Below are 3,703 nucleotides of genomic sequence, written 5' to 3'. Positions count from 1 at the left end.
CTCATGAGTTCCTCCCCTTGCATCTAACTTCTCATGTACAGCCGATGAAGATTCTTCCCAAGCTTTGAGTTCTTTATAGATGGTTTCTGCTAAGTTCAAAGAAACACCTTTTACCTGAGAGATGTCCTCAACACTTGCAGCCTTTAAACGCTTAAAAGAGCCAAAATGACGCATGATGTCTTTTTTGCGTTTAGGTCCTACACCAGGGATTTCGTCCAGAATAGAGACGGTCATTGCCTTATCTCTAAGCTCACGATGGAAGGTAATCGCAAAACGGTGAGACTCATCACGGACTTGCTTGATGAGATACAGAGAAGCAGATCCAGTAGGCAACACAATTGGTGTGTCGTCCCAAGGTACAAAGACTTCCTCATCAGACTTAGCAAGACCGCAGACAGGAATATCCAACCCCAGCTCATTAAGCTGATTGATTGCGGCAGTCAGCTGAGGTTTGCCGCCATCAACTACCAGCAAATCAGGTCGTGAGCCAAAGCGCTCATCTGCCATACGTTCCGGACTGTACCTTCTGCCCAGAACTTCTGTCATTGAGACAAAGTCGTTAGCTTCATCAAGCTCAGCGCGAATCTTAAAGCGGCGATACTGGCTTTTATCAGCCTTTCCGTTAGTAAAGACCACCATCGACGCAACAGTAAAGTTACCGTGAAGCGTAGAAATATCAAAGCACTCAATGCGCAGTGGCGGCGCATCAAGCGCAAGCGCGCTTTCCAGCTGAAGAAGTGCCTGGTTAGTACGGTCGTCAGCATAACCCGTGCGAATCATGTGGCGCATCAGTGCATGACGAGCGTTAGCAGAAGCCATCTGGAGAAGACGGAACTTCTCGCCACGTTGTGGGTGGTGAAGCACGCAGTTGTGCCCTCGTTTTTGTGTCAGCCACTCGGACAAAACCTCTGCATCGAGAAGATCAATGGGCAGGTTAACCTCTGCGGGAATGTCAGCGGTTTCATCGTAGTAGCGCTTTAGGAAGCCCGAAACCAGCTCTTCCTCGGAAACGTCCAAGCCTTTGTCCAGGATAAACTCAACTGAGCGGATGGTACGACCTTCTCGCACAACAAAAACGCAGGCAGCGGAGATAGTTTCTTCTCGGTAAATGCCAATGAGGTCAATGTTGACCGAGGTAGGAAATGTGACTTGCTGGCGGTCATCAAGATCAGAGAGTGAAGTCAGACGGGACTTGAGCCTAGCTGCCTTCTCAAAATCCAGGTCAGCGGCAGCTTCTTGCATCTGATCTTTGAGCTCAGAGACAATCTCGGAACGATTTCCGCGGAGGAAGTTTTCTACCTGCCTGACATTCTTTGCGTAGGAAACGGTGTCAATGGCGCCCACGCACACGCCAGGTCCCTTGCCCACGTGGTAATCAAAGCAGGGACGCCCCTTCTTTGCCAGCAGCAAGTTAGCAACAGCCGCACCATCAGGGTCTTTTTCAAGCAGGCGCTTGGCGCGTTTCCACTCCACGCACGTAGCGGAGCAGATAGGCACTACTTTTCTGAGCGTCTCAATGGTCTGGCGAGCGGCGTAAGAATCAGTGTAGGGACCAAAATAGCGCGTACCCTTCTTGTGTTTCTCGCGCGTGTATTTAATTGCTGGGAAGGAATCTGACTCGGTAATGGCAATGTAGGGATAGCTCTTATCGTCTTTGAAGTCCACGTTAAAGTACGGACGATACTGAGCGATAAGATTGCGCTCCAGCACCAGTGCTTCGTGCTCGTTTTCTACCACAATGTAGTCAAAACTACGCACGACCTGCATCATCAGTGGAATCTTGGCTCGATCATCTTGAAGTGTGACGTACTGCCTCATGCGAGCACGCAGGTTCTTAGCTTTTCCTACATAGATAACCTTGCCAGACCCATCTTTCCAGAGGTAACAGCCTGGATCAGTTGGCACCTGATCAACCTGCTCTCTGATGGATACCAGGTCATCTGAAGGCTCTGAAGAAAATGACGGCGCAAGTCCCGGCGCCCCCGAAGGCACATAGCTGGGATCAAGGTTGTTTTGAGAGCTATCTTTGCTACTTATAGCACCGCTTCTGGCCATACTATGACCTTACGCGAGAAACCAGTGAACGAAGCATGGCGGACTCTGGTGATTTAAAGAGGATTGCCAAGCCATAGGTAACCAAAACAGCTGGAATACCTGCAAAGATGCAGTACAGCACGCCATAGAGCGCTCGGCCGTCTGGTACGCCAATAACGGCGCGCAGGCCCACCATGATAAGAAGTGCTGCAGCCGATCCTGCCAGGCCAAAAAGAATTGAACGAACAAATGCAAACACCATGGACTTAAGTCCAATCTGACCAAGGTGCTTACGCAGGCTGATCAACATAATGGTATCGATAACCACATAGAAGATGGCTGAAGTAGTTGCTACAAACATCATGCCAAAGTGAGAAGTACCCACCAGCAGCACTAAAACCTGCACGACAGAGCCAAGCGTTGCAGAAACAGCGTAGAGCGTCATACGACGCATAGCAGAGCAGACTTTTTGCAGGTACATGCCAATGCCATACAAAGGCAAAGCAAGCGACTGGCCAATCAAGAATTGCTGGGTTAACAGCAGTTGGTCTTCAGTGAACTTGCTTGCTCCAATAATAGAAACAAGAGGCATCGAGAAGATCATCAAGTACATCATGAACGGCACGGTAAAGAAAAGAATCTGGTTGATACCGTGCTTGAAGTCCTTCTTGAACTGGTCCATATTCTCTTTTGCCCAGCTATCGGACAGCTCGGTAAAGAGGGCTGTGGTAATAGGCACCGTCAAAATGGAATATGGCAGCGTGTACCAAAGACGAGCGTACGCCGCAACGGAAGCGCCCGATGCAGAAACACTGAGCTGCGAGCTTGTCTGCACCGACATAGTTACAAACGTGGCAACCACAACAATCAGAGCAGGCGCGCCAATCTTGAGCGTCTCTTTAAGTGCGGGGTCTTTGAGGTTAATTCTCCACGAGAGCTTAATCCCCTTGCGCTTAAGTGACGGTACCTGAATCAGAACCTGAATCAAAACGCCCAGAGGATTTCCCAGCGCAAGAATAAGAAGACCCAGCTCAGGATTTGTGTTGACCAAGAAAGCATACGCAAAGAACGATGCCGTAGTCACAAAGTTATTAAAAATAGGAGCCGCAGCTGGCCAGAGGTAGTCTCGCTCTGCATTCAAAACACCAGAGAAAATGGTGGAGAAGCAATACAGCATAACCTCGATGACAAAGAACCTAAAGAAGTACACTGCCAGCGTTGGATCAAAATCAGCACCTGCCGAGAAGGACTGTGTATACACCACTTCTGCGGCAAAGAAGAAACCTAAAACGGCAACAAGACCTGTTGCGACAACAACAATGGAAAGCAGGTTGGAGGTATAGGCATTTGCCTCATCCTGTCCAACCTTCTTCTTAATAGAAAGATATACCGGCAAAAAAGCCGTGGTGAGCATTCCCGCACCAACAAGCTCATAGAGCTGGTCAGGAAGGGTGTTTGCAATGGAATAGCAGCTTGCAAGAACGGTAGCACCCATAGCAAATGCCTGGGCCCAGGTTCTTAAAAAGCCCGTAATACGACTAATCAGAACAAGCACGCTCATCATAGAAGTAGAACGGCTAAAATCCTTCTGCGTAGAAGCATCCTCATCATCTGTGGAAACTTCTTCCCTATAAGAATTGCTTGAGGCAGAGCTTTCCCAAGAAACGGA

Annotated in this window: 2 protein-coding genes; both read right to left on the bottom strand. The window is 49.0% G+C overall.

Features of this window, described 5'->3' with window-relative positions:
• A partial coding sequence (gene uvrC, locus RWJ43_RS06380) for an excinuclease ABC subunit UvrC (RefSeq protein WP_314009062.1) occupies positions 1-2,055 on the bottom strand: 2,055 nt, incomplete at its 3' end.
• Between the two features lies 1 nt (position 2,056).
• On the bottom strand, positions 2,057-3,703 hold a 1,647-nt coding region (murJ, locus tag RWJ43_RS06375), incomplete at its 5' end, for a murein biosynthesis integral membrane protein MurJ (protein WP_314009060.1).

It is taken from the genome of Lancefieldella parvula (assembly GCF_963530955.1).
Taxonomy (GTDB): Bacteria; Actinomycetota; Coriobacteriia; order Coriobacteriales; family Atopobiaceae; genus Lancefieldella; species Lancefieldella parvula_A.
The sequence above is the reverse complement of the archived record's forward strand: the minus strand, read 5'-3'. Positions and strand labels throughout refer to the sequence as shown.